The organism is Acidaminococcus sp. AM05-11 (assembly GCF_003472805.1).
Taxonomy (GTDB): Bacteria; Bacillota; Negativicutes; order Acidaminococcales; family Acidaminococcaceae; genus Acidaminococcus; species Acidaminococcus hominis.
The window spans coordinates 2,918-4,751 of record NZ_QRMX01000055.1 but is presented as its reverse complement, the minus strand read 5'-3'; the positions used below and the strand labels follow the sequence as shown (position 1 = coordinate 4,751).

Below are 1,834 nucleotides of genomic sequence, written 5' to 3'. Positions count from 1 at the left end.
GTAAGGCATTGGCTGAGAATGGCGTAGAAATTGCCGCTGCTGGTACGTTCCTGCGCTAAAGGTGGTTTGCAGCCAAGGAATACCCGTTTGCATTCTAAATTTTGACCCAATCGTGAAATGGAGGAAACCTAGTTATGAAAGAGTCGAATTTGAGTGTTCTGCTTGGGGCTGCTTTTTTGATGGCTACTTCTGCCATCGGGCCCGGTTTTTTAACCCAAACCACTGTATTTACGGGAAGATTGGGAGCCAGCTTCGGCTTCGTGATTTTGGCTACCATCATTATTCATGCCATTACCCAACTGAACGTTTGGCGCATTATTGCCGCAGCCAAAAAGCCAGGGCAGGATATTGCCAACCTGGTGCTGCCGGGATTGGGGTATTTTGTGTCCGCACTGGTGGTAGCCGGGGGCTTGGCCTTTAATATTGGCAATATTGGTGGGGCTGGCCTGGGGCTTAACGTGCTGTTTGGCATTTCTCCGGTGGCAGGAGCTTTAATCAGTACAGTAATTGCCGTGTTTATTTTCCTGAATAAGGAAGCTGGCAGTCTCATGGACAAATTTGCCCAGTGTGTAGGGGGACTGATGGTATTGCTGACCATCTACGTAGCCTTTACATCCCATCCGCCTCTGGGACTGGCCATTTCCAAGACCGTAATGCCGGATACCATAGACGTGATGTCCATTGTGACCTTGGTTGGGGGCAGCGTGGGCGGCTATATTACCTTTGCCGGCGGCCATCGGCTGCTGGATGCGGGGATTTCCGGGGTGGAAAATATGGACCAGGTAAACCGCAGCTCTCTCATGGGCATTGGTATTACCAGCTTGATGCGGATTTTGCTGTTCCTAGCTACTTTGGGGGTTATTGCCCAGGGCTTTACCCTGGATCCTGCCAACCCGCCGGCTTCTGTTTTCCAGTTGGCGGTAGGGGATGTAGGGTATAAAATCTTCGGGATTGTCATGTGGTCAGCTGCCATTACTTCTGTAGTGGGCTGTGCCTACACCTCCGTTTCCTTTATCCGGACCTTCAGCCCTACTTTGGAAAAATACCATCGCTACTTGATTATTGCGTTTATCCTGGTATCGTCCTTTGTGTTTTCCTTTATTGGACGGCCGGTTACCGTGCTGGTAGTAGTAGGTGCCCTGAACGGATTGATTTTGCCCATTATCCTGGGCTCCCTGCTGCTGGCTGCCCGGAATAAGAAAATTGTGGGAGAATATCACCATTCTCAGCTGTTGATTATCACAGGTTGGATTGTCTTTGTAGTAATGCTGTATATGGGCGTGCAGACCGTGCTGCATATGCTGCCCCAGCTTTTGGGATAAGGAGTGAAGGCCATGAATAAAGCAGAAGACTATTTACAGGCTGCCCAAATTCATCCTGTGGGAGAGGCGGCCATTATGGTGTCTTTTGGAAATGTCATCAACCCGGAATTGCTGCGCTGTGCCCGGGCTTTGGTAAAGGCACTGGAAGAGGACCCCTTCCCGGGTATCCAGGAATTTGAAGCTTCCTATACGGGGGTGACCATTTTTTATGATCCCCTGGTTCTGGCCCAGAAATCCCAGTTGCCCGAGGATCCGGTGCTGTCCAAGGGCTACCGGGAAGCAGCTATGGAATTAAAAAAGAGATTAAAAAAACTGGAAATCAGCGAAGCTGCTGAAACAGAAAAGGTGCGGATTCCTGTCTGCTACGGCGGGGAATTTGGACCGGACCTGGAGTATGTGGCAGAGTACCACCATATGACGCCGGAAGAAGTGGTGAAAATTCACACTAGCGGTGATTATCTGGTGTACATGATTGGTTTTGCTCCCGGTTTCCCCTACATTGGGGGATTGCC

Annotated in this window: 2 protein-coding genes; both read left to right on the top strand. The window is 50.3% G+C overall.

All coding sequences use genetic code 11. The features are described from left to right. Window positions 1-134: 134 nt before the first annotated feature. On the top strand, window positions 135-1,322 hold the full coding sequence (locus DW089_RS11120; RefSeq protein ID WP_105326348.1) for an NRAMP family divalent metal transporter: 1,188 nt from the start codon (window positions 135-137) through the stop codon (window positions 1,320-1,322). 12 nt (window positions 1,323-1,334) lie between these two features. After that, window positions 1,335-1,834 (top strand): allophanate hydrolase subunit 1 (locus tag DW089_RS11685; RefSeq protein ID WP_233547607.1); only part of this gene is annotated, 500 nt, incomplete at its 3' end.

Coding starts and splice junctions, on each gene's coding strand:
- DW089_RS11120 (WP_105326348.1), top strand. CDS start 135: ATGAAAGAGTCGAATTTGAGTGTTCTGCTTGGGGCTGCTTTTTTGATG.